Below are 25,287 nucleotides of genomic sequence, written 5' to 3' on the forward strand. Positions count from 1 at the left end.
CTGGTACGGGATGCACAACATGAAAGTGGAAAAAAGCAGCCACTCCAAAGCCTATTCACCTTCTATTCACGTTTCGTTCCCTGTTCATTCATACAGGGTTGCGAGGATCAACTCACGGACAAATCTGGCAAGGTAGTTCCACGAAGCCATAAGCGAGTTCTCGCGCCTTAGCCACCGTCCCTGAGGAATGATGAAACGATATAACGCATTGAGTGCTGCGCTGGTCGCGATGACGCTGTTGACGACCCAGCTTCCGATGAGTGCCCAGACGACAAACAGTACTACCAAATCCAAGACCGCGAAGTCGGCCAAGCCTCGCAAAGAGACTCCCACGGAAATTCAGATTCGTGAGATGAGAGAGGCTTTGAAGGCGCAGCAGGATCAGATCAATGCGCTGCAGCAGCAGCTATCGTCGAAGAGCAGCGATGCGACCGCCGCCCAGCAAACCGCAGCTGACGCGCAGGCACAAGCAGCCGCGGCAGCCGCTTCTGCTGCCCAGGCACAGGCCGCCGCAACTGCAGCTGCTACCAAGGCCGACGCGGCTTCTACCAGCGTGACAGAACTCCAGACGACGACCACCACCCTGAACGACAACGTGATCGCTAACCAGAGGAAGGTGGAGGATGAGATCAATTCGCCCTCTACGTTCCACTACAAGGGAGTGAACATTACTCCTGGTGGCTACGCGGCATTTGAAGGTGTGTGGCGTCAGCACTCGGTGAACTCTGACATCAACACTCCGTTCAACAGCATTCCTTTCCCGAGCGCGAATGAAGGGCATGTGAGCGAGTTGAACTTCTCCGCTCGGCAGAGCCGCTTGTCCGTGCTGGTTACGGGCGACGCAGGTGCCTACAAGCTGACTGGGTACTGGGAGATGGACTTCCTTGGAACCGGCACGTCGTCCAACAACAACCAGAGCAACAGCTACGTGCTGCGTCAGCGGCAGATCTGGGGCCAGTTTGCGACGCCTGCGGGCTTTGCTGTAACCGGCGGCCAGATGTGGTCGTTGATTACGGAAGACGCGAAGGGCGACGATCCGCGGACGGAGATTCAGCCGCTGACGATCGATCCACAGTACCTGGTTGGCTACAGCTGGGAGCGTCAGCCCGGTATCCGTGTTGAGCAGCGGCTGGGTAACCCCAACGCCGGAGCGGTTACGCTTGCGGTATCGGCCGAGCAGGCGCAGATTACCAACTTCACGGCTGCCGGTTCGATTCCGACCATGTTCTTCTTTGGCGGGATCGGGCAGAACGGCGGTCTGTACAACGCTGCGGGCAACGTCACTGCGGGCAACACGGCAGGCACTGGAGCGATCAGCACCTACGCGAACAACGTCGCTCCTGACATCCTCTTGAAGGCGGCGTTCGATGAGCCCAAGTTGCACTTCGAAGTGGGCGGCATTCTTCGCTTCCTGCGCAACGAGTATTTCCCGGTGTTGACCGTGGCCGGGACTGCATCCGCTCCGGTCTATACCTACTCACCGATCCTGCGGAACAGCACGGCTACTGCCGGCGGCGGGTTCTTCAGCCTCCGCGTAAAGCCAATCCCGTTGTTTGAGACTGCCATCCAGGGAACGTTCGGCACCGGTCTGGGTCGCTATGGTTCGTCGCAGCTTGCAGACGCAACCTTGAGACCCAATGAGACGCTGGAGCCGATCCGGAACGACCATGCCTTGTTCAGCCTCGTCTTCCATCCGTCCAAGAACTGGGACTTCTTCGCCTACTACGGTGGCGAGTACGACCAGCGCACGGTATACGCGGTGGCCACGCCGACAGGAAACGCTCTGATCGGTTATGGTCCGCGCAACCTGAACGACTCGGGCTGCTACAACCTGCCGGCGATAAGCGGCAACAGCAGCGGTACCGCAGGTTCCATCTCTGCCACGAACTGCGCTTCGCCAACACGCTTCATCCAGGAAGCCATGGGCGGGTTCATCTGGCGCGCGGTCAACAGCCCGAAGTATGGTCGTCTGCAGTATGAGGCTACCTACAGCTACGTGCAGCGCAACCTGTGGTCCGGAAACAACGTTCCTGCTACCGGACCCATCACCGGCCCGACGGGTCCTCGCGCTACGGACCCGATGATCCACATCAGCATGCGTTACTTCATACCGTAGCCTGATGACTGGTAACATCTGCCATTTCCTGCAGATGGGCGAAGAAATAGTGTGACGCGGCGGTAAAATTAGGTCGCGTTCACGGTCAACGGTCGCCGATTCTCGTAGGATTTTGAGTGGAGCTATTCGTAGCTGGCCCTTCTTAACGGAAGGGCCAGTTACCGACATAAGCGAACATCACAGCCGCGGTAGGGACTAACTGCTCGCTTGCGGCTCAGGAGACATCATGAAGACAAAACTTTTATCCCTGGTTGCGATGGCGGCGATGACGGCAAGCGTACTGCCCGCCGTGGCGCAGCATCTTACGGGTGCGGGTGGAACGTTCCCCAATCCGATCTATCAGCGTTGGTTCACCGAGTACAGCAAGGCGCATCCCGGCGTGCAGATCAACTACCAGTCGGTAGGCTCGGGCGCTGGCATCCGCCAGATCTCGCAGGGCATTGTCGACTTCGGCGCGTCGGACGGGCCGATGACCGACAAGCAGCTGGCGGATTCCAAGCAGAAGCTGCTGCATATTCCCACGGTGCTGGGCGCCGTCGTACCGGCCTATAACCTGCCGGGCCTCAGCGCGGAGCTGAAGTTTTCCGGCGACGTGATTGCTGACATCTACCTCGGCAAGATCACCAAGTGGAACGACCCTCGCATCGCCAAGGATAATCCCGGCGTCAGTCTGCCGAACCACCCGATCCTTCCCGTCTATCGTTCGGACGGATCAGGCACCAACTACATCTTCACGGACTACCTGAGCAAGGTCAGTCCGGACTTCAAGCAGAAGATCGGCTCTGCGACTTCGGTGCAGTGGCCCGGCGGTGTGGGTCAGAAGGGCAATGAAGGCGTGGCAGGAATGATCCGCAACAGCCCCTTCTCGTTTGGGTATGTTGAGCTGATCTATGCAGAGTCGAACAAGATGCTGTTTGGCGTGGTCAAGAATGCGAGTGGGAATTGGGTCAAGGCCTCGACGGACTCGGTGAGCGCAGCAGCCGCGGGCGCAGCCAAGGCCATGCCGGCTGACTATCGCGTGTCGATCACGAATGCTGCCGGAGCGGACGCCTATCCTATCTCATCTTTTACCTGGCTGTTGATTCCTGATCCCTCCAAGGATGCGGCCAAGGGCAAAGTGCTGCACGATTTCCTGCAGTGGATGCTGGATCACGGTGAGGCCGAGGCTTCGAGCATGACCTATGCTCCGCTGCCTCCGGCAGTGATCAAGATGGTGCGCAAGACCATTACAGCTATCCACTAAACCCCGCAAAAGGGGAACCTGTTATAGCGCAGGTTCCCCCTTTGTTTTCTTATTCTTCAACGTTTTGGCGTCGGTGGGCTGACCGCCGAGATTCACGGTCCATTCACATTCCTTTCATAAAGTGATAAGGAGCCTGCGAGCAGCCCATGAATGAGCCAAAGATCATACCGTTGCCCCCCGTGCCCGAGGAGCCCCCTTCGGCGCCACACAGGATCACACCCTCTCCTATGATCAAGACCATGCTTCCGCAGACGGAGATGGGTTCGCCAGTCGCGGTGGCGCCAGTGACGCCGTCGGCGGTCCGCATGTTCTTGCAGGCAAAGAGCTCAGGACGGATGGCCGATGGAGCCTTCGCGTCTCTGATGGTGGTTTGCGCGCTGAGCATCTTCGCGATCGTGATCCTGATCGTCTCCGTCCTGGTCTCGCACTCGCAGCTTTCCATCAAGGCGTTCGGTTGGCATTTCTTTTCGACCCGGACCTGGGACCCGGTTTCAGGCGATTTTGGCGCGCTGCCGTTCATCTATGGAACGGTGCTGTCCTCGCTGCTGGCAGTGTTGATGGCAGTGCCGCTAGCTCTTGCTACGTCCATTTTTCTGTTGGACATCTGCCCCAAGTTTCTGCAGGCGCCGATCTCGTTTCTCACCGAGTTGCTGGCAGCGATTCCCAGCGTTGTGTACGGCCTTTGGGGCGTCTTTGTTCTGGTGCCTATCATTCGTGACCAGGCCGGCCCGGTGCTGGAGAAATACCTTGGTTGGACAGGTCTCTTTGTCGAGCCAAACTTTGGCGTGAACATGTTTGCCGCCAGCGTGATTCTGGCCATCATGATCTTTCCGGTGATTAGTTCCATCAGCCGCGATGTCATGCGCGCGGTGCCTGTCCACCAACGCGAGGCGGTTCTCGCGCTCGGCGCTACACGCTGGGAGATGTTGCGCATCGGCGTATTACGCAACGCACGTATGGGCATTATCGGGTCTGTGATTCTTGGACTCGGCCGCGCTCTGGGAGAAACGATTGCTGTGACCATGGTCATTGGCAACCACGCGGCCATCATGAAGAACCTGTTCGCGCCAGGCTATACGCTTGCCAGTGTGATCGCGAATGAATTCAGCGAAGCAACCGGTGACCTCTATCTGAGCGCGCTCATTGAGATCGGGCTCGCGCTGTTCCTTGTGACCATCATCGTGAACGCCATCGCGCGGCTCCTAGTGTGGGCGGTTGTCCGTGACAACGCAGGGAGCGCGCACTGATGGACGCCTTACCTCTACGCTCTCGCGGGGTTTCGAACTTTGTTACCGTGCGGCGCAACCTTACTAATCACGTTGTAACAGGCGTGGCGATCATCAGTACGATCCTTGTCCTGGTTCCGCTCGTCGCGATCTTCGGATACCTGCTCTACAAGGGTGCGAGCTCCCTTAATCTCGCGTTCTTCACGCATGTCCCGGTGCCGGTGGGCGAGCCAGGCGGCGGCATGGCTAACGCCATTGCCGGCTCGGGGGTGATCCTCGGCCTGGCAAGCCTGCTTGGAATTCCCGTTGGAATCGGCGCGGGCGTCTATCTCGCGGAGTACGCCCGAGGCACGTGGCTAGGTGCGGCCGTGCGGTTCACGGCCGATGTGCTCAATGGCGTTCCGTCCATCGTGATGGGCTTGGCCGCCTATGCCCTGATCGTTGCCAGGCAACAGCATTTCTCCGGCATGGCCGGAAGCGTGGCGCTGGCCATCATGATGATCCCGACGGTCACGCGGACGACCGAAGAGATGCTCGCCACGGTACCGAAATCGGTGCGCGAGGCGGCCCTGGGCCTGGGCATCCCCAAATGGCGGACCGTGCTTTCGGTCAGCTTGCGAACCGCGTCGCCGGGAATTATTACCGGTTGCATGCTGGCCTTTGCGCGTGTCGCTGGAGAGACGGCGCCGCTGCTGTTCACGGCCTTCGGAAACCAGTTTTGGAGCTTTGATCTCAACCAGCCAATCGCAGCGTTGCCGCTGCAGATTTACGTGTACGCGCTATCGCCCTATGACGAATGGCACCGCCTTGCATGGGCTGGAGCTCTTGTATTGATTGTGCTGATTATGGCTTCGGTGACGCTGGTACGTATTTTCGCGAACCGCGGCGTGCTTAAGGGAGGAAATTAGTGGGAGTCGACATTCGCGTCGAGAATTTGAATGCATGGTACGGACCGGTGCACACGCTTCACGACGTGTCGCTGCACATTCCGGCAAACCATGCGACGGCGCTGATCGGGCCTTCGGGCTGCGGCAAGTCAACGTTTGTCCGCTGTCTGAACCGCATGCACGAAACCAGCCCCGGAGCGCGGGCGGACGGCACAGTCCTCATGGGCGACATCGATATCTACAAAGATGCGACGCCAGTCGAAATCCGGCGCCGGGTAGGCATGGTGTTTCAGCGCCCAAATCCGTTTCCCACCATGTCGATCTACGACAACGTCGCGAGCGGATTGAAGCTGAACGGGTTTCGCAAGAAGCGCGTACTGGATGAAGTGGTCGAACGCTCGCTTAAGCAGGCCGCGTTGTGGGACGAGGTTAAGGACGACCTCAAGAAGAAGTCCGGCGCCAGTATCTCGGGCGGCCAGCAACAGCGCCTGTGCATCGCACGCGCCCTCGCAGTCGATCCTGAGGTGCTCTTAATGGACGAGCCAGCAAGTGCGCTCGACCCTGTTTCCACAGCCAAAATCGAGGATCTGATCTTCAAATTGAAGAGCCAGTACACAATCGTGATCGTGACGCATAATATGCAACAAGCAGCTCGTGTAGCGGAGAACACCGGGTTCTTCCTCATGGGCAAACTGGTTGAGTTCGCGCCAACCACCAAGATCTTTACGAACCCCTCGGATAAACGCACCGAGGACTACATCACAGGGAGGTTCGGATGATACGGATCAAATTCCAGCAGAGTCTGGACGAGTTAAAAGAGCGCCTCCTGGTCATGGCTGGACTTGTCGAGCAGGCCATTCAGCGAGCGACCGAGGCCTACACCTCGCGGGACGAGAGCTTGTGTGAGCTGGTCAAGATGTCCGAGCCGGCAATCAACCGCATGGAGCGCGAGATTGATCAGCTTGCGTTGGATCTGCTTGCCATGGAACAGCCGATGGCCGTGGACCTGCGCTTCATCCTCTCGGTCATCCGCATCAACGTTGACCTCGAACGTATGGGCGATCAGGCAGTCAACATCGCCGGCCGCGTGCTGGATCTTGGCAAGCAGGCGAATGTCGATCTGCCGGTAGATATTCCTCGGCTGGCACTGCTATCGGCGGCCATGGTGCGCAAGGCACTGCAGGCGTTCATCGAAGGCGATGCCGAAATGGCGCAGTCGGTGCTGATGCTCGATGACCAGGTCGACGACATGAATCGGGATGCATTTCGCGCGCTTGGCGACCTTATCAAAGACAAGCCAGAGTTGGCTCCGCAGGCGCTCAATGCGCTGATCATCTCGCGCAACCTGGAACGCGTTGGCGACCACGCAACCAATATCGCTGAGGACGTGATCTTCTGGGTGCGCGGCAGGGATGTGCGCCATCATAGCCTCCCTGACGATGGGGATTAGCCGAAATCAACAGCTGATTGTGCGAAAGCCCGGAGATTTTCTCCGGGCTTTCGCTTTGCGTGGGAGCGCAAAATTCTCGCGGCTATGTAGTCTTCCTCACGGCGCACGCGTCTCTACATGCAGGAAAGAGCGCAGGTTCAGCAAGCGCAACCCATGATGCCGCAACAAAATCTCCAATCCGCCGAACTGACACTGGCTGAGAACGGGGCAGAGCACGTCACGCCTTTCGACGATATCGCAGCAGTCCACGCGCTATACGAGGAGAGAATTTTTCGCTTCCTGTTGCTATCTGTGCGCGACCGCGATGTGGCCCTCTCGCTGACTCAAGACACGTTCCTGAATGCCTGGCGGACGCGCGCGAACTTTCGAGGAGAGTGCTCGATTGCGACCTGGCTGATGTACATCGCGGTGAATCTGCTGCGCAGCCACACTCGGACGGAGAGCTTTCGTTTCTGGAAGCGTGTAGGCACTACCGCAGTTAGTGCGGATGATTTAAAGTCCCAACTTCCGCATCCCGAACGGTCGGCCGAAGCGAAGATGATCGCACAGGCGGAGCTGGAACAGATTTGGCAGAGAGTTGAAACGTTGTCGAGACCACAGCGCACCATCTTTCTCCTGCGCTTCATCGAGGAACAAGAGTTGGCTGAGATCGCTAAGGTGATGCACATGCCGGTTCCGACGGTGAAGAGTCATTTGTATCGCGCGTTAGACCACGTTCGAGCTAGCCGATCCGCGGGCTTGAGAAAGAAAGGGAAGAGATGAACAACGATCACCTCACAGTCGAACAGATGGAAGCGTTGATCTCGAATCCAGAGTTGCGTGAACGATCACGACACCTCCAGATATGCGGTCCCTGCTCGGAAGAGTTTGAGTCCCTGCATGCCGTCCTGTGTGACCTGCGCGCGGGGGTGATCGCATCGTCTGAAGTGCATCGGCGATTGGCTGTTATGCCAGAGCGTGCGTATCGAACTCCGCGCGCGCTATGGCGCCTGGTCGCGGCGGCAGCTCTGCTCTGTGCCGCAGCCCCGGTCGCACTGCACCACAAGCCGGCGCATGTTGCCGTCGTCCAGTCGCCACTACTGCAGGCTCAAGCAGCCGTGTCCGACGATCAGTTGATGAGCGATGTCCAACAGGATCTGAGTTCATCGGTTCCGCAGGGATTGCTTCCGCTGACCGCGAACGATGCGCCGACGCAATCAACAAGATCAATATCCAGCTCGAAGGAGAACGAATGATTATCCGCAGATTATTTGCAGCCTCTCTTATCGCGGCAGCACCGCTTTGGCTGACCGCACGCACGGCACACGCGCAAGACGTGTCTCAGGCGACCGCTGCGGCCGCCCCTGCTCCAAGCGCCCAGAGTATGCCAGCACCCGGCGCGCCGCCGCCTCCCGGAAGCAGCGGCGACCGGTCCTGGGGCCCGAGGCATGATTGGGATCGCGGAGGCCGTCCCGGTCCTGACGGCGGCATGGAACGTGGTCGCAGAGAGGGAAGGGACTGGGCTCACGATGACGGACGTCGCGACGACATGCTGCCCTTCGGCATGTGGTGGAAGAATCCAGACGTCGCGGCGCGCATTGGCCTGACCGCTGAGCAGCAGAAGCGCATTGGCGACCTGTTCCTGCAGAGCCGTGTGCAGCTGATCCACATGCACGCTTCGTTGCAAGAGGAGCAGTTGCTGCTGGAACCGCTGCTGGATGCAACGCCATTGGATGAGGCGAAGGCGATGACGCAGATCGATAAAATTGCCGATACTCGCGCAGATTTGGAGAAGGCCAATGCGAAGATGCTGCTGGACATTCGCGGCGTCCTGACTGCTGATCAGTGGACAAAGCTGAGGAACCATCCACGTGGAATGCGTGGACCGGGTGATCGCAGCGACAAAGGGCCGCAGGGTCAACCAGCGACGAACTAGCACCTCCGTTTCGCGAGCTTCGGCTCTAAGTCATTCGGACGAAACATCGGCGTCGAGCTCAATGCCCGGCGCCGTCCTCTTTGGTTACAGGCACATGCGCGGCACCCTGGCGCGATTCAAACTGAAAGTTGGTCTTCGAGCCAGCTTCCGGTATATAAATCGATATGCGACATTCAGCCTTCCTCTCGGCCTTCCTGGCCGCCGCTGCGCTTTCTCTTTGCGTCTCCGCCTCCGCTCAAGTTGCGAACACCGAGTACGCACGTGACCCTAACCAGCCGGTAGACCAGCAATACACCAAGAAGATTCTGGAATACACCACGGACCCGTCGTTCATTTCGCCCCTGGTCAATTATCTGCCCGCCTCCACGACCGTTCCGACGCCCGAAAAGGTATTGGGCGATGTGTCCGGCGCACCGAACATGCTTCCGTACGCAGAGGACGTGTACAAGTATTTCCGGCTGCTGGCGGCGAGCACGCCGCGTGTGCAGGTGGTAACGATTGGCCATAGCGAAGAGGGCCGCGAGATGATCGCCGTGGCCATCGCCGATGAGAGTCTGCTCAAGGGTCAGAAGGAAAATAACGAGCGCCTCGCAAAGCTCGCCGACCCGCGCACAATTGGCATGGATGACGCTAAGGCAGCGCCGCTGATTGACGCTTCTTACCCCGTCTACTACATCACCGGCACCATCCACTCCTCGGAGACCGGCGCGCCGACAGCGCTGATGGAGATGGCTTACCGGCTAGCCGTGGATAATTCGCCCTACATCAAGTACATCCGTTCGCACATGATCGTGCTGATTACGCCTGTCGTGGAGGTCGATGGACGCGATCGCATGGTCGACATCTATAAGTGGCACCGCGCGCACCCAACCGAAGACTGGCCCCGCCTGGTCTATTGGGGTCACTACGTAGCCCACGACAACAACCGTGACGCCATGGGCATGACGCTCAACCTCACCAACAACGTGCTTAACACCTACGTGGATTGGCATGCGCAGGTGCTGCACGATTTGCATGAGTCCGTACCGTTTCTCTACGACAACACCGTCGGCGATGGTCCCTACAACGCGTGGATCGATCCAGTACTCGCCAACGAGTGGGCTGAGCTCGGCTGGAACAACGTAGCGCAAATGCAGAACTTCGGCATGCCCGGCGTGTTTACGCACGGCGACTTCGACACCTGGAGTCCCGGCTACTTGATGTTCCTCGCGGGCCTGCACAACGGTATCAGCCGTCTGTACGAAACGTTCGGCAACGGCGGCGCTGACACCGAGAAACGTATCCTCTCGCCAGAGGAGTATTCGCGCACCTGGTATCGGCAGAATCCGGCGTTCCCGGTGGTGACGTGGTCGCAGCGCGACAACAATAACTACGAGGAGAGCGCCCTGCTATCGACACTGTCGTACTTCTCGAAGAACACTCATCACTTCCTGGTGAACTACTACGAGAAGAGCAAGCGTTCAATCCTGAAGCCAACAGTCGAGGGGCCTGCCGCCTACGTCCTCTCTACGAACACTGCTGAACTCAACCGTCAAATTCAGTTGCTCGAAGTTTTGAAGAAGCAGCACGTGGAAGTTAGCCAGCTCACGGATGCAGTGACGGCCAGCGTGCCGCCCGCGAAACGCGGCGATAAGCCTACCCAAGAGACATTTCCTGCGGGCAGCTTCGTAGTCCGGATGGATCAACCCTACTCCAGGATTGCCGACGCGCTCCTGGACAAGCAGTATTGGGCTCCGGATGACCCGCAAAAACATCCATATGATGACACCGGATGGAGCTTCACCGAACTGTTCAATCTGAAGGTGGCGCGGTTAACCGACCCCGCGATCCTTGCCGCGAAGATGACGAGTGTCGATGATCCTCAAAGCCTCTCAGGTAAGCAGACAGGCACGGGCTCCGTTGCAGTCATTGCGAACACTGGGCAGAGCTCGCTGCTGGCGCTCGTGTACAAACTGAAAGATGCACATATCGCAGTTGCGGAAAAAGCCTTCGATGCAGCGGGAAATAAATACAGCGCAGGCTCGCTCTTGATCAGCGATGCTTCCGACGCCACGCTGGCGCCGGTATTGAAGGAGCTATCGCTCGATGCGACCCGCCTGGCATCAGCGCCCGATGTGGCGACGCACCCGGTCAAGGCCCCGCGGATCGCGTTCATGCACACATGGCAGTCAACGCAGACCGAAGGCTGGTGGCGCTACGAGTTCGACCATGCAGGTGTCCCCTACAAATACATCAGCACCCAGACGGCAGCCGCCGAAGCAGATCTCCGCAGCAAGTACGACGTGATCATTTTTGCACCGGTGGGCTACTCAACCACGCAGTCGATTATTAATGGCACCCCGAAGTACGGAAATGCAACGCCATGGCAGACAACGGATCTGACCCCGAACCTCGGTCGCCTGGACTCCACCCCGGATACCCGCCCCGGCCTCGGGCTTGACGGTTTAGCGCACCTCCGCACGTTCGTCCAACAGGGAGGTCTGCTGATCACGTCGGAGGACACTTCTGAATTTGCGATCGACAGCGGTCTCGCTCCCGGTGTGTCCGTCGTGAAAGGCGATGCACGCGTCGTCGGCACGGTTCTGGACTCGATCTTTGTGGCACCCAACCATCCGGTTGCCTGGGGCTATGGCGCGTCGGTTCCCGTGATCAGCGCGAATGGCATGGCCTTCAACATCAGCAACGTGGAAGGTGGCAGAGGGGCGGGCCGCACGCTCATGGATCCTTATGCGCAGCGGCCCACAGGGCGTGGAACTCTCGAAGACAGCGATGTGGTCCAAGGACGGAAGGATGTTGATCCTGAGCCCTTGGCGAAGCAGAAGCCATGGGAGGCGAAGACGCTCAACGAAGAGCAGCTGCGCAACAATCCCTCGGTCATTCCGGCCGCCCTGCGTCCGGAGGTCATTCTGCGATTTGCGGATGGGAAGGCTATGTTGCTCTCAGGGCTGCTGGCTAATCCGACCTCCATCGCCGAACACGCCATCGTTGTGGATGCACATCTGGGCGCCGGGAATGTGCTCCTGTTTGCAAATAATCCCGTGTACCGCGGTGAAACGGTGGGGAGTTACCCGCTGGTCTTCAATGCAATCCTGAATTTCGATCACCTCGGACATCCTGCTAAGCCATAGAGTTGCAGAAGTGCCTTGCACTTAACGGCAGCGCGCACGAAGAAGTGGATTCGTGGCGCTGCCGGCAAGTGGTACAGACCGCTGTGCCGATCGCGGCTTTTGTTTTGCGTGGACGATGGAGAGTGGCTCAAATCTGGATATCTCGCGTCATCATGTCCACTTGCATTTGAAGTCACCTTGCTGTAATACATTACTTATCCACGAATTTAAGATCCATATACCTGTTTGATTATTGGGAAACCAGACTTAAGCAGATCCCTATACGTTTCTCCCCTTTTTTTAGGGCTGATCAAGCTGTTATCTCTCTGGAGGAAGCTTTTGATGAGACGCATTAGTGTATTCGCACTTGTTCTTTTTCTCTCCCTTGGTACGGCAGTAAGCTTTGCACAACACGCCACAACTTCACTGCGCGGCGTCGTGAAAGACCCAAGCGGAGCTGTGGTGAGGGACGCAACCATCACGCTGGTAAACGAGGCGGCGGGCCAGAAACTAACGACTACTTCAAAACAAGACGGCGAATATGCGCTGGAGCAGATTCTGCCAGCAAAGTACACCATCACGGTGACGGCTCCGGGCTTCGGTGCGCAAACCAAGACCGCCGAACTGCTGGTGGATGAGCCCGCGACGATCAACTTTGGGCTGACGGTGCAGGAAAACACCCAGATTATCGATGTGTCCGCGGCGGCGCAGACTCTGAACATAAGCGATGCCTCCTTGGGCAGTTCGGCGGACAACGCATTAATCCAGGCACTGCCGAGCGAGACGCGCAACGTGCCGGACCTACTATCGCTGCAGCCGGGCGTGCTGGCGTTTCCTCCCCCGGCTGATCCTGCGATGGCAGATAGCCGAAGCGGCGCGGTCAATGGCGGTCGTTCCGATCAGGGCAATATTACGTTGGACGGCATCGATGACAACGACCAGGTGCGCGGGCTGGCCTTTTTCGGAGTGCTACGCGAGACCCAGGATTCAGTTCAAGAGTTCCGTGTGACCACCGGCATTGCCAACGCGGATCAAGGCCGCTCTTCCGGAGCGCAAGTTTCGTTGGTCACCAAGTCGGGCACCAACAAATTTCACGGCGCCGCTTACGAGTACTTTCGTCCAACTAATACGGTGTCGAATGATTTCTTCAACAAAAATTCTCAATTGTCGAGCGGAGAAGCGAATCGCCCGCCAAAACTAATTCGTAACGTCTTCGGCGCGGACTTCGGCGGGCCAATCATCAAGAACAAGCTTTTCTTCTTCGGCAATTATGAAGGAACGAGGCAAGCAGAGAGCGCGATTGTCAGCCAGACGACACCGACGGCGAGCTACAAGCAGGGCGTCATCACATACATTGGGGACAACGACGGCGCACCCGGGGGTACGCAGATTGACACCATCTCGCCGGCCCAACTCGCCCTGCTCGATGCAAGCTGCGTCGTGTGCGGTTCGGAGGCCTATCCTCCGGGGCCTGGGCCGAATCCAAACGCACTGGCGTACTTTGCAACGTTGCCTACTGCCAATACAAATAATCCAGGTTCAGCTGGTGGGGATGGGCTGAATACGGCGTTGTATACGTTCTCCTCGCCCAATCCGAAGACGTTGAATACAACGATCGTACGTATCGACTACGTTCCATCGCAGAAGAATCGCCTCTTTGCTCGTGGAAATCTGCAGAAGGACACGACGGCTGGAACGGAGCAGTTTCCGGGCCAGGGACCATCGACCGAGCTGATCGACAATACGAAAGGCATGACCTTCGGCGACACGTGGACCATTACGCCGACGATGGTGAACGATATCCGCTACGGATACATTCGCCAGGGATATGGTTCGTCGGGCGCGGGTAGCGGCGACTACGTCGATTTCCGTTACATCGCAACGCAAACAGCGGAGACGCGGAGCACCATTTCGATTATTCCGGTCAACAACATCGTTGACAACTTCAACTGGACTAAGGGGAAGCACAATTTTGAGTTCGGAGTGAACTGGCGGCTGATTCATCAGAACCGTTCCTCGAATGTGAACTCTTTCAATTCGGCTTCGACGAATCCGCAGTGGCTCTCGGGGCAGGCGCCTTTGGATCCCAGCACTCTTGGGGAAGGCATCGATCCTGTCGATAGCTCCTTCACGTTTCCCTACAAAATTGCTTATGCCAACCTGGTGGGAACGATTCCGTCTGTGACGAACCAATACAACTATGAAGTGACCAGCCCGACCAGCGGTACGTTGCTCGCAGATGGAGCACCTATCAACCGTCATTTCAGTGCGAACGAGTACGAGGGATATGCGCAGGACCAGTGGCAGGCACTGCCTAATCTTATGCTCACCTTTGGGTTGCGCTACACGGTGTTGCAGACCCCGTGGGAGACGAAAGGACAGGAGGTTACGCCCACGATCGACACGGATGCCTGGTACAAACAACGCGAGATCTCCGCGCAACAGGGCGTCATCTATGAGCCTGATTTGAGCTTTGCGCCGGCGGGCAGGTACTACCATAAGCCCGGGTTCTTCCCCAAGAGCAAGAATAATTTCGCACCGCGTTTTGCGCTGGCGTATGCGCCGGATCCAAAGACATCCATTCGCGCCGGGTTCGGTATGTATTATGACCATTTTGGCGAGGCGCTGATCAATGTCTTCGACCAGAACGGTGAGTTCGGGCTGTCCTCGTCGACGACGAATCAAGCAAACGAATTCAGTATCGAAAGCGCGCCTCGCTTTACGGACCGGCGCACCCTCCCGTTTACCAATGGAGCGGGAGCGCCGACGACGACGTTTCCGTACACCTATCCCGATGGGACCGCACAGATATCCTTCGGTATGGATAATCGCTTGAAAACACCCTATTCGGAGGCGTTTGACCTATCAGTTCAACGCCAGCTTCCGGGCGGCCTGACGTTTGAGGCTTCTTATGTTGGAAGACTGGGCCGTCACTTGATCAGTCAACTCGACCTCGCGGAGCCCACAGATTGGGTCGATCCCCAGGGTGGCGGAGACTACTACACAGCCGGAACGCAGCTATCCAAAATTGCGAACGCGACCGGAGATGATCCGACTGCAACTGTCCAACCAATTCCTTTTTGGGAAAATACCTTTCCTTTTATGGCGAACGTTGATTACCCAGGAGAGAGCGCAACGCAAGCGATCTATTCCGATGAGTGGGCTCCGAACCAGATTGGCCTGGGCGCGACAACATCAATATTCGATATCGACTATGCATGCGTCTACGGTTGCCCGGAAGGGTGGGTCCCCAAGATGTGGCAGCCGCAGTTCGCCAGTCTGTTTTCACTCTCCACAATTGGCATGAGCTACTACAACGCTCTGCAGCTCTCTTTGAAGGCTGTAAATACCCATGGCATTCAAGGTGAGGTTAACTACACCTACTCGAGATCGATTGACTACAGCTCAGATGCTGAGCGCTCAAACACGTTTTCCAGCGGCGTCGCTGGCAGTGGAACGATCATTCAGAATACCTGGAGGCCAGCGTTGAATCGAGGACTCTCCGACTTCGATACAACGCAGCTCCTGACGGCAGACATGGTCTATTCTCTGCCGTTTGGTCGCGGTAAAGCTATTGCGGGCAACACGAGTCGCACAGTGGATGCATTCATAGGGGGATGGCAGTTCTCAGGTATCTTCCGTTATGCTTCCGGTCTGCCTTTTTCGTTCTTCGAGCCGGGGTACACAACGAATTGGACATGGTCCGGCTATGGCGTAGTCACCGACCCCAGCCAGGTGAAGGTGCATAAGCATCTGGACTCCTCGGGAAATCCGGTTTACTTCGACAACGCAAACGCGATCAGCGGCGGGGCCCAGTTCGGAACGCCTATCCGCGTTCCGTATCCAGGTGAGGCCGGCGAACGTAATAACTTCCGCGGAGATGGTTACATCAATCTGGACGCCGGACTGGCGAAGGTCTGGCAAGTATCGAGGTTTGGAGCCCTGAAGTTCACATGGGAGGTCTACAACGTCACAAACACCAACCGCTTCGATCCGGCGTTCATCGCAACGCAGCTGACCTACACAATTGGCACAGCTGACACCCTTCTGACACAGCCACGCCGGATGCAGTTCTCTCTTCGCTACGACTTCTAGGTTGTGTGTCGTAGCTAACCATCAGCCGACGGAGGGGCTCACGCTCTCTCCGCCGGCTGAATCTTTTGCGCAAGATGTAACCTTTTACCAACGCCGATGGAACCATTGCACACCTCTATGAGATCGACCCAAGCATCCGCACTCTTGCTTTCTATTCTGATGGTCGCCGGACTCCCGACCAACGCACAGACTTCTCCAGCGGCACCAAGCAAGCCGCCCATCTCTCTTGACGAGTTCATGAATGCGACCGACATCCTCGGCGCGCGTATCTCGCCAGATGGAAAGGCCGTGGTCATCTCCGCTGCGGCTTCGGACTGGCAGCATAACCGCTTCACCGAAGATCTCTGGTTGTGGAAGAAGAAGAATGGAGTCGCCACTCCGCTTACCCATGCGGGCCATGATTCTTCACCGCAGTGGTCACCTGACGGACGCATGATCGCATTCCTCTCCGATCGCCCGCTGCCCACCGAGCCCCCTAGTGACGACGACAGCAAGGAGGGCACGACCCGCGTCTGGCTGATCCCTATCGACGGCGGCGAGGCAGTGCCGCTCTACCGCGACAAACTGGATGCCCATGCCTTCGCGTGGTCCAGCGACGGCGCGAGCGTAGTGTTTTCCGTAACGCAAGCACTCTCTAAAGCCGCCGACGACGCACAGAAAGAAGAGTGGAAGGATGTAATTCGCTGGCGGGAACAGGAGCGAGGCGATGTCTTGCTTTCCTTTCCCGTAGCTGCCGCCATCCATAACAGCGCGAAGATTTCGCCGCCGCATCAGGATCCGAAACCAACTGCAGACAAACCGGCGTACCCGGAAGATGCCACCGTGTTGACCACGAGCTCGCTGCAGATTAAGGAGATCGCGCCATCGCCTGACGGCCAGCAGATCGCCTTTGAGACTGGACCCGTCTCACTTCGCCTCGAGAATCCATCCGCCAGCGAGCTTTTTCTTGTCGCTGCAAAAGGTGGAGATGCGCACCAACTTACGCATAACCAGGGTCTCGAAAGCGATATCCACTGGATGCCTTCGGGAAACAATCTCATTCTTCTCGTGCGCGCGGCCGCCGGATCCATTGAAGGCCCATACCAGGACGTACAGGGCCGGATTTATTCCCTCGACACTTCAACCGGAAATTTCATCCGCTTAGGCGCGGCGTTTCATGGTTCCTGGGAAGGCGCGGCCGTTACGTCGGACGGCACAATCCTGGCCGCGGGTCTGACCGGTATCGATCAGCACGTGTATCGCATTGACGGCGACAAAGCGACCGTCGTCTCAAACGCACCCGGAAATAATAATTTTCTGGACGCCGCTCGACACAGTAGTGAGCTGCTCTTCACCCACTCCACTATTACCGATCCCACACAGGTATTCGTAGCGGACAGTCTACCCTCGGTGAATGATGCGAAGGCCGTGACTACATTCAACCCGATCTTCCACGAGCGCGCGCAGGTTGCGTGGAAGCCCTATCGTTGGAAGTCCAACGATGGCACAGAGGTAGAGGGCGTGCTCATCTATCCTCCAGGCAAGTTGAACGAGAAGCATTTGCCCATGCTCACATTAATTCACGGTGGCCCAGCCGACGCCGACGGCAATCGTTTCGAAGCGGACTGGTACGACTGGGCGACGCTCGCCGCAACCAATGGCTGGCTTGTCTTTCGTCCCAACTATCGCGGCTCCTCCGGCTATGGTGACGACTTCATGCTCGCCATCCATCCGCATCTCGTTTCCGCGCCTGGCCACGACATCCTCTCCGGCGTCGACGCGCTCGTTCACGACGGCATAGCCGACCCCGATCACCTGACCATCGGCGGCTACAGCTATGGTGGCTACATGACCAACTGGCTCATCACCCAGACCCATCGATTCAAGGCCGCCGTCACTGGCGCGGGAGCCGTCGAGCATGCCGCCAACTGGGGTAATGACGACCTCACCTGGGACGACGCGTGGTATCTCTCCGGCACGCCCTGGGAGAAGCCAGAGCTCTATCAGAGCGAGGCCGCGCTCTTTCAGTTGAACAAGGTGACCACGCCGACCCACATCGTAGGAGGCAACGCGGATAATCGCGTCAGTTACTTCGAACAGGTTCTCCTCGAGCGCGCTCTCGAGCGCCTAAACGTGCCGCATGAGCTATTAGTCTTCCCCGGCGAGAATCATCCGCTCGACAAGAACCCCTGGCATGGCTACATCAAGGTTCGCGAGGAGCTGAAGTGGCTCGCACGGTACGGCCGCAACTAAATCTTCAGGCCGCAGTCGCCGCCTTCACGCAGCAGGAGCCTCGATGCGTTTCGTTTTTCTGTAAACGCTCGCGACCGCTAACGTCCAGAGCGGTATCAAATCAGCGCCCGGCACGAGCTTGCCAATGAACGATGGCGCAAATTCCCAGTGCCAGCCGAGCAGTGCAATCAACGCGATCCCAACCCCGGCATCGAGCGCGTCATCGGCAGGCGACGCCGCTCCTTCCACGAACATCGGAAGAAGCGCAATCTGCAGCACATCCGCAACGATCGCAAGGATCAATGCAATTCGAAAGCGCACCATGCTCGATTCCGGTTTGAAGATCTCATTCATAGCAACTTCGCTCATCGCAACCTCCCTGCTTTCTGTGACCCTCTACGCTCGGACGGTCGCCTGTCAAGCGTGTCTCAGAATAGTTTAACGCTGAGTCTTCGCCAGTGCATCGCGCAATCTCTCCAAGAGCGGCTCCTGCTCTTTGCGGATCGTCTCGCGCGCCGCTGTCATCCCAAACCACCGCCCCTCATCAATTTCCGGAATCTCGACGAATTTCCCGGACTTTGGGGGCCATTGAAGACTGCAGGTGTTGCTCACTAGCTCTGCGGGATCACAATCGCCTTCGATCGCCCATGCGGTAACAATTTTTCCGCTCTTCTGCTGGATTGATCCAAGCTCAACTAACGTCCCCGTCGGTGTGAAGCCCGTCTCCTCCGTGAACTCGCGCTTCGCTGCATCCACAGGCTCTTCTCCCTTGTGGTACTCGCCCTTTGGAATGCCCCACGCGCCTCCGCCCTTCTTCGCCCAATACGGTCCTCCTGGATGCACGAGAAACACCTCCAGCCCGCTCGCCGTTCGTCGATACATCAGGAGACCTGCACTGCGCTTCGGCATTCTTATTTCCCAGCCATACCCTTTCAGCTAGCAGCCGAGCGCAGCCATTGCTCCATTTGGTTGTGGTCGACGAGCCCGGCCTGCTGCACCACCGTCTTGCCGCCCGAGAGCACCACAAAGTTGGGAATTCCACGCACCTGGAATCGGGCCGATAGTTGCGGATTGGCTTCCGTGTCTACCTTCAATACCAGCGCCTTGCCCGCCATATCAGCCGCGGTGCGCGCAACCTCAGGAGCTGCCGCGCGGCAAGGCCCGCACCACCCAGCCCAGAAATCGACCAGCACCGGCACCGTCGCATTTTGGACGACTTCATCAAACAGTACAGAGTCCACCGCCAATGGCTCCGCCAGCGGAGGAAGTGGCGCCTTACATGCGCCACAACGGCCCGTATCGCTCAGATGTTTAGCGGAGACCCGGTTTTTCTGGTGGCACTGCGCGCAAGTTCGAATGACAGGCATAGAACTCCGATCCGTAAACCTACATCCGCCCAATTCGATGCGCTAGCCATGCAAAAAGTTACGCGCACATCTTCCGCCCACTGAGGCAGTTACTTCCCGTGATACTCGACGAAGAGCTCAGGAAACTCCTTTTTCAGAGCCTCAGTCTTGGGTCGATCGCACACCATAATGTACGGGTTGTTGGGATTATTCAACGCATAATCCTGGTGGTACGACTCAGCATCGTAAAACCCCTTCAGCGGAGTCACTTCCGTCACGATCGGCTTAGCAAACACATGCGCCGCATTCAATTGCGTAATATAGGCCGCACTAATCTTGCGCTGCTCGTCGTTCACATAAAAGATCGCCGAACGGTACGAAGTCCCCACATCCGGTCCCTGCCGGTTCAGTTGCGTCGGATCATGCACCACCGAAAAGAAGATCCGCAGCAGCGTCCCGTACGTAATCTTCGCCGGATCGTAAACCACCTTCACCGACTCCGCATGCCCCGTCGTCTCGGTCGTCACCTGGTCGTAGGTAGCCGTCGAAGAAGAGCCGCCAGCGTACCCCGCGGTCGTTGCTACCACACCCTTCACTCGCTCAAACACCGACTGCGTTCCCCAGAAGCATCCCCCAGCGAAGATCGCCGTCTGTTTGCCGTGAGTCTGCGAGAGGGAAGCGTCGACCTGCGGCGCCGGGATCGGCGCGCGGGTCTCAGCGTGCGTGCAGCCCATAAACGCAAATGCCAGCAGCGCCGTCGGAACGATCAAAGAAGTACGGTGGTTCGGAAACATGAGACCTCCTGCGGGAGAAGATACAAAGGGTTAGACGTCGCCAACCTTCTCGACGTTACAGAAAGTGCTGGCCTGACACAACAAAACCCCGATTTGTCCGCACAAAATGCGCAACTCGACACGCCGATGTTCAATTGCTGTGACGGGGCGAATCCGCTATCGTCAATCCATGCAACAGCAACCTCAGCAGTTCGCCAGTGACAATTACGCCGGAGTATGTCCGGAAGCCTGTGAGGCGATGGACGAAGCCAACCACGGCCACGAACCCGCCTATGGTGGCGACTCCTGGACCTCCCGCGCATCGGACGCCTTTCGTAACCTCTTCGACACCAGCTGCGAGGTCTTCCTCGTCTTCAATGGAACAGCCGCCAACTCACTTGCATTGGCTTCGCTCTGCCAGAGCTATCACAGCGTCATCTGCTCGGAAACGGCCCACGTCGAAACCGACGAGTGCGGTGCGCCCGAGTTTTTCTCCAACGGTTCCAAGCTCCTCATCGCCCCTTCGCCCAATGGCAAGCTCACCCCCGAAGCCATCCGCACCGTCGCGCTCAAGCGCACCGACATTCATTATCCCAAGCCCCGAGTAGTCACCATCACGCAGCCCACCGAGACCGGCGAACTCTATCAACTCGAAGAAATCCGCGCCATTTCAGATATATGCCGCGAACTTGGCCTGAAGCTGCATATGGATGGCGCGCGCTTTGCCAACGCCTGCGCCTCGCTCGGCTGCACCCCAGCAGAGATCACCTGGAAATCCGGCGTCGACGTGCTCTGCTTCGGCGGCACGAAGAACGGCATGGCCATCGGCGAGGCCGTGATCTTCTTCGACACCAGGCTCGCAGAAGACTTCGACTATCGTTGCAAGCAGGCCGGCCAGCTTGCCTCCAAGATGCGGTTTCTTGCCGCCCCCTGGGTCCGCATGCTGGAGAGCGGCGCATGGCTCCGCTATGCCGCGCACGCCAATACCTGCGCGACGGAGTTTGCCCGTAAAGTCAGAGACCTCCCTCTGGTCGAGCTAATGTTCAAGGTGGAGGCCAACGCCGTCTTCCTGAAGCTGCCGTCTGATGTAGCGGAAGGACTGCGTGCGCGCGGATGGATGTTTTACACTTTCATCGGCGGCGGCGCGCGTTTTATGTTTGCGTGGGATGCGGAGCCCGAGCGCATGAATGCTTTGGTCGGTGATCTCCACGACCTCTGTTTGGCTCCCGCAACCTGGCGGACCTGAAGTAAGACTGTTTTTGTGAATATGCAGGTGGCCAGCACAATAACCACTGAAGTGGCTATTGCATGTAAGGTGTTCATCTGTGAGTCTAAAAGCGGGTAGAACCGGATGTGAGGGCAAGCTATCAATCAGTGGGGAACAACAGGGTATGGCCGTAAGAACCAAATTTGCTTCAGTCGCATTCTCGTTGGTCTGTTGCGCCACCGTTAACTGGGAACATGTGTGCGCTGCGCAGACATCGACGCCCGTGCCGGTTGTGGTCGAACTCTTTACCTCCGAAGGCTGCTCTTCGTGCCCCCCTGCCGATGCGTTTCTGCAGAGATTGCAATCAATGCAACCTATTCCCGGAGCGAAACTGATTACTCTGAGTGAGCACGTTACGTATTGGAACCACGACGGATGGAAGGATCCCCACTCCTCGGACCAGCTGACGGATCGTCAGCAAGTCTATGTCAGTAGATTTGGACTTCCTTCTCCGTATACACCCCAGTTCGTGGTGGATGGAACCGATGAACTGAAGCTCACTGACGAGGCCCAGGTTCGTGCGGTCTTTGAAAAGGCAGTCAAAGATCAGCGGATTCCAGTGACGATAACTTCAGCTCATATTGACCCGGCGGGATTTGGCATTCTCCGTGGCCATATCGATATCGACGGCACTTCCGCCAAACAGCCTGCAGACATCTACGTAGCGGTAACCTTGCACCAGGCGAATTCTGACGTATCCGCAGGCGAAAATAAAGGCCGAAAGCTAACGGAAACTGAAGTCGTCCTCAATCTTGAGAAGATCGGGAAGACTACTCCTGGCCATGTTTTGTCACGTGATTTCGAAGTGAAACTGAAATCAAGCGAGGCGCCCGCCAATTTGGGTGTTGTAGTAGTTGCACAAGCTGGTGGCACCGGAAAAATTGTAGGTGCGGCGTCCGTAGAAGAAATCGGCCCGGCCCAGCCCAGCACCGTATCGGATAATCATCCCTAGAATCAGACGCGCTCAGGCTCCACGGGGCGCCACGTAAATCTTCCATCCTGGAGCTGTCTTGAAGACGGAAAACACGGCGAGGGTCTTTGGTTTGCGGGTCTACGGTGTGGGTGTGGCGGCGCTAGGGCTGGCCTGTCTAGTGTTTGGAGACTTCGACCCCGGCCAACCGGTGCCGAAGAATTTTCCCGTTCGCATCCCACTGGCATATTGCGTTGGTGCGTTTATGGTCGTCGCAGCGTTGGCCATCGAATGGCGCCGAACCAGGGTTTGGGGCGCCGCGGCGCTTACCGTTTACTACGCCGTGTTTGTTCTCCTGCTGATGGACGGTCGCCTGCTGCTTAGCGGTTACGGCGTATATGGTACCTACGAAGACATCGCCATGCAGCTGGCGATCGCCGCGAGCGCTCTAATCGTCTACGCCGGTAGCGCTCAGATTGACAGGGCCCTCGCCGTGCGCCTCACACGGATCGGTCGGATGGCTTTTGGCGTCTGCTCCGTGATCTGGGGAGGAGCGCATTTTATGTATATGAACATGACCGCTCCTCTGGTCCCAAAATGGCTACCCCCTGGGCAAGTTTTTTGGGGATACGTAACGGGAGTCTGCTTCATCGCGGCCGGGCTCGCCATACTGACAGGAATAAAGGCCAGACTGGCCACGGTCCTGCTGACAGTCATGATTGCATCCTTCGGCTTGCTGGCAAATGGGCCGATGCTCGTTGCCAATCCCTCAAGCCATTTCAACTGGACCGAAAGCGCCCTGAATCTGGCTCTGATCGGTACCGCCTGGGTCGTGGCTGATTCCCTAGTTCAAAGCTGACCTGATCTCGTTTGGCCTGGAGATACGTGCCGGCCTAATCCTTTTCGTGTTGTGAAAGTGGTTAGACGTTGGAGCACCTTGACGCTGATATCAGCGACCATTAAGCTCCAGTCATGTCTAAGCGAGTCGCATCCGGAATTGTGCCAGTGATCCGCATCGATCGAAATGCAGCGGTGCCGTTGCATCGACAGATATACGACGCTGTGCGAATGGCGATTTCGGAAGGCCGCCTGCGACCGGGACAGCATATCCCGTCCAGCCGGCTGCTCGCTAAGGAACTCGAGGTGTCGCGGCTACCGGTTCTCAACGCGTATGCGCAACTGCTGGCTGAGGGCTACCTGACAGCACAGATAGGCTCTGGGACCGCGGTGTCGGGCCAGCTACCAGACCGTTTTACGTCGACTGCTCCGGTGCAGAAAAATGGAGGCGCTTCCGCCCGCGAAGGTTCTCGAAAAGTGGCGCAGCGAACCGCGACTCTTCCGTCGTATCGGATGATGCCCTGGACGCGAAACTGGGGTGCGTTTGGTGTCGGGCAGGTGGCCGCAGACAGCTTTCCTTTACAAACATGGTCCAACATCGTTGCGCGTCGCTCAAAGAACATGAGCGTCCGATCGTTTGGGTACGGAGACCAAATGGGGTATCTTCCGCTTCGCCAAAGCATAGCGGCGTACCTGCGAACGGCCCGATCCGTGTCATGTGACGCCGATCAGATTTTGATCGCTTCTGGATCGCAACAAGCCCTGGAAATCTCTGCCCAGGTGCTCGTGGATCCGGGAGACCCCGTCTGGATCGAGGAACCGGGGTATCGCTTCTCGCGTGAGGTCTTCGCGTTAGCTGGAAGCCGTCTTGTCGCCGTCCCAGTCGACGATCAAGGCCTCAACGTCAGCGCAGGTATCAAAATGTGCCGGCGTGCGCGCGTCGCGATCGTAACTCCATCGCACCAATTCCCGTTGGGCGTGACGATGAGCGCCTCGCGCAGACTGCAGCTTCTGCAATGGGCCCAGCAGAACGGATCCTGGATTATCGAAGACGATTATGACAGCGAGTATCGGTACGAAAGCTCGCCAATCTCCTCGCTCCAGGGTCTCGACAACAATGAGCGCGTTATCTATATCGGAACGTTTAGCAAGGTGTTATTTCCTTCTTTGCGCATCGGCTATATTGTCGTCCCTCGTGATCTGCTGGGCCATTTCGTAGCAACTCGACGTGCTACAGATCTCGGGTCGCCGACATTAACACAGGAAGTTCTTGCAGAGTTCATCGGCGAGGGCCATTTTGAGCGACATATCCGGCGCATGCGGCTGCTCTACAAAGAACGCAGAAGCATGCTCGTTGAATCCCTCCGAACGAGTCTCGATGCCGCATGTGAAGTAATTGGCGCGGAAGCTGGCCTGCATCTGACGCTTACCCTGCCGGGGCTGGAATCTGATTATGACATCGCTCTCCGCGCCGCTTCGCAGAACCTGTGGGTGTGGCCACTCTCCACCGCGTATTCCGGTGGGGCAGCGCGTAACGGATTGATCCTGGGCTTTGGCAGCACACAGACCGCAGATATTCCTGCCGCGGTTCGCAAGCTTCGTGGAATTCTCTTAAACGCGGGCTCATCAGGCGCCTGAGGAACGATGCCAACTGCTTCGAGTGAATCGCGGCTACGACCGAATTCGTAACCGGGCAGTGACCCCTTAGTTTCCAGACCTATCGCAGTTCAACTGATCTGGTCCTGACATCTACCCCACTGGGCTGGGTCGGGCAGTCGCATTCATTGCGTCCTGTGTACATACAAGTGGTCGGCAAATCCTGGTGAGAATGGCTATTGCCACCGACGACCTGTCCTGTGAAGCTAGCACTGTTTGTCCTGTATACGTGTGTGGCCCTCGCACCA

Annotated in this window: 20 protein-coding genes and 1 pseudogene; 16 read left to right on the forward strand and 5 right to left on the reverse strand. The window is 57.7% G+C overall.

Annotated elements, in window-relative coordinates; all coding sequences use genetic code 11:
* The first annotated feature begins 190 nt into the window (after window positions 1-190).
* The 12 genes from GSQ80_RS22240 (at window position 191) to GSQ80_RS22295 (ending at window position 18,271) form a co-directional block, all read left to right on the forward strand.
* Entirely contained in the window at window positions 191-2,116 is a 1,926-nt protein-coding gene (locus GSQ80_RS22240; RefSeq protein ID WP_158789812.1) for a hypothetical protein, read from the forward strand.
* Window positions 2,117-2,342: 226 nt separating this feature from the next.
* Entirely contained in the window at window positions 2,343-3,359 is a 1,017-nt protein-coding gene (pstS, locus tag GSQ80_RS22245) for a phosphate ABC transporter substrate-binding protein PstS (RefSeq protein ID WP_174241376.1), read from the forward strand.
* Window positions 3,360-3,586: 227 nt separating this feature from the next.
* Window positions 3,587-4,606 (forward strand): phosphate ABC transporter permease subunit PstC, encoded by a 1,020-nt coding sequence (pstC, locus tag GSQ80_RS22250; RefSeq protein ID WP_158789813.1) that lies wholly within the window; start codon window positions 3,587-3,589, stop codon window positions 4,604-4,606.
* Window positions 4,606-5,493, forward strand: coding sequence for a phosphate ABC transporter permease PstA (gene pstA, locus GSQ80_RS22255; RefSeq protein ID WP_158789814.1), 888 nt, complete (start codon window positions 4,606-4,608; stop codon window positions 5,491-5,493). Before pstC ends, pstA begins: the two co-directional genes overlap by 1 nt.
* A complete protein-coding gene (gene pstB / locus GSQ80_RS22260; protein WP_158789815.1) occupies window positions 5,493-6,251 on the forward strand; it encodes a phosphate ABC transporter ATP-binding protein PstB in 759 nt (252 codons plus the stop codon). The genes pstA and pstB overlap by 1 nt, the downstream gene beginning before the upstream one ends.
* Window positions 6,251-6,922: a phosphate signaling complex protein PhoU gene (gene phoU / locus GSQ80_RS22265; RefSeq protein ID WP_158789964.1), complete on the forward strand. Its 672-nt coding sequence runs from the start codon at window positions 6,251-6,253 to the stop codon at window positions 6,920-6,922. Before pstB ends, phoU begins: the two co-directional genes overlap by 1 nt.
* A 117-nt stretch (window positions 6,923-7,039) precedes the next feature.
* A complete protein-coding gene (locus tag GSQ80_RS22270; RefSeq protein WP_254059863.1) occupies window positions 7,040-7,684 on the forward strand; it encodes an RNA polymerase sigma factor in 645 nt (214 codons plus the stop codon).
* A complete protein-coding gene (locus tag GSQ80_RS22275; RefSeq protein WP_158789816.1) occupies window positions 7,681-8,157 on the forward strand; it encodes a hypothetical protein in 477 nt (158 codons plus the stop codon). The genes GSQ80_RS22270 and GSQ80_RS22275 overlap by 4 nt, the downstream gene beginning before the upstream one ends.
* Window positions 8,154-8,837, forward strand: coding sequence for a periplasmic heavy metal sensor (locus tag GSQ80_RS22280; protein ID WP_158789817.1), 684 nt, complete (start codon window positions 8,154-8,156; stop codon window positions 8,835-8,837). Before GSQ80_RS22275 ends, GSQ80_RS22280 begins: the two co-directional genes overlap by 4 nt.
* A 164-nt stretch (window positions 8,838-9,001) precedes the next feature.
* Window positions 9,002-11,965, forward strand: a complete 2,964-nt coding sequence (locus tag GSQ80_RS22285; protein WP_158789818.1) for a M14 family zinc carboxypeptidase — start codon at window positions 9,002-9,004, stop codon at window positions 11,963-11,965.
* A 321-nt stretch (window positions 11,966-12,286) separates the two neighbouring features.
* Entirely contained in the window at window positions 12,287-16,039 is a 3,753-nt protein-coding gene (locus tag GSQ80_RS22290; RefSeq protein ID WP_158789819.1) for a TonB-dependent receptor, read from the forward strand.
* 117 nt (window positions 16,040-16,156) lie between these two features.
* Complete coding sequence (locus GSQ80_RS22295) at window positions 16,157-18,271, forward strand: prolyl oligopeptidase family serine peptidase (protein WP_158789820.1); 2,115 nt, start codon at window positions 16,157-16,159, stop codon at window positions 18,269-18,271.
* Between the two features lie 24 nt (window positions 18,272-18,295).
* Here GSQ80_RS22295 and GSQ80_RS22300 read toward each other — a convergent pair whose 3' ends face one another.
* From GSQ80_RS22300 to msrA, 5 genes and pseudogenes are all read right to left on the reverse strand, one after another.
* Window positions 18,296-18,619 (reverse strand): hypothetical protein, encoded by a 324-nt coding sequence (locus GSQ80_RS22300; RefSeq protein WP_158789821.1) that lies wholly within the window; start codon window positions 18,617-18,619, stop codon window positions 18,296-18,298.
* A gap of 69 nt (window positions 18,620-18,688) precedes the next feature.
* Window positions 18,689-19,159 (reverse strand): NUDIX domain-containing protein, encoded by a 471-nt coding sequence (locus GSQ80_RS22305; RefSeq protein ID WP_158789822.1) that lies wholly within the window; start codon window positions 19,157-19,159, stop codon window positions 18,689-18,691.
* A 23-nt stretch (window positions 19,160-19,182) separates the two neighbouring features.
* Window positions 19,183-19,491, reverse strand: a complete 309-nt coding sequence (locus GSQ80_RS22310; RefSeq protein ID WP_254059864.1) for a co-chaperone YbbN — start codon at window positions 19,489-19,491, stop codon at window positions 19,183-19,185.
* A gap of 42 nt (window positions 19,492-19,533) precedes the next feature.
* Window positions 19,534-19,617 (reverse strand): annotated as a pseudogene (locus tag GSQ80_RS24040) (thiol reductase thioredoxin); the annotation flags it as partial.
* An 89-nt stretch (window positions 19,618-19,706) separates the two neighbouring features.
* A complete protein-coding gene (msrA, locus tag GSQ80_RS22315; RefSeq protein ID WP_254059890.1) occupies window positions 19,707-20,330 on the reverse strand; it encodes a peptide-methionine (S)-S-oxide reductase MsrA in 624 nt (207 codons plus the stop codon).
* A 229-nt stretch (window positions 20,331-20,559) separates the two neighbouring features.
* On the opposite strand from msrA, the gene GSQ80_RS22320 reads away from it, so the two are divergent.
* The 4 genes from GSQ80_RS22320 (at window position 20,560) to GSQ80_RS22335 (ending at window position 25,021) form a co-directional block, all read left to right on the forward strand.
* Complete coding sequence (locus tag GSQ80_RS22320) at window positions 20,560-21,615, forward strand: low specificity L-threonine aldolase (RefSeq protein WP_158789825.1); 1,056 nt, start codon at window positions 20,560-20,562, stop codon at window positions 21,613-21,615.
* A 145-nt stretch (window positions 21,616-21,760) separates the two neighbouring features.
* On the forward strand, window positions 21,761-22,588 hold the full coding sequence (locus GSQ80_RS22325; protein ID WP_158789826.1) for a thioredoxin family protein: 828 nt from the start codon (window positions 21,761-21,763) through the stop codon (window positions 22,586-22,588).
* A 58-nt stretch (window positions 22,589-22,646) separates the two neighbouring features.
* Complete coding sequence (locus GSQ80_RS22330) at window positions 22,647-23,405, forward strand: hypothetical protein (RefSeq protein ID WP_158789827.1); 759 nt, start codon at window positions 22,647-22,649, stop codon at window positions 23,403-23,405.
* Window positions 23,406-23,518: 113 nt separating this feature from the next.
* Window positions 23,519-25,021, forward strand: a complete 1,503-nt coding sequence (locus GSQ80_RS22335; protein WP_158789828.1) for a PLP-dependent aminotransferase family protein — start codon at window positions 23,519-23,521, stop codon at window positions 25,019-25,021.
* Window positions 25,022-25,287: the final 266 nt, after the last annotated feature.

The organism is Granulicella sp. L46 (assembly GCF_009765785.1).
GTDB lineage: Bacteria > Acidobacteriota > Terriglobia > Terriglobales > Acidobacteriaceae > Granulicella.